This window comes from Acinetobacter sp. WCHAc060033, from assembly GCF_004209125.1.
Lineage (GTDB): Bacteria > Pseudomonadota > Gammaproteobacteria > Pseudomonadales > Moraxellaceae > Acinetobacter > Acinetobacter wuhouensis.
The window spans coordinates 1-201 of sequence record NZ_SGSW01000240.1 but is presented as its reverse complement, the minus strand read 5'-3'; the positions used below and the strand labels follow the sequence as shown (position 1 = coordinate 201).

The 201-nt window shown below is 33.3% G+C and carries 1 pseudogene; it reads right to left on the bottom strand.

Annotation, left to right across the window (positions count from 1 at the left end):
- Nucleotides 1-22 precede the first annotated feature (22 nt).
- A pseudogene (locus EXE10_RS21395) lies at nucleotides 23-201 on the bottom strand (IS4 family transposase); the annotation flags it as partial.

Genomic DNA, 201 nt, shown 5'->3' with positions numbered 1-201 from the left:
ATTTCTCTGTACACGACAAATTTCATAGGATCCTTGTCCTATCAGGCTTTTTCTTTCTTAAAATTGCTAGCACTTTCTTAAATTCTTCTTTTTTTCCAAAACCAATCAAACGTAGAATAGCCATTTGAACATAGTCCAAACCGTAGCGAAATAAACTTACTGAAAGTCGTCCATGCTTCTTTATTTTTATCGCTTTTTTCC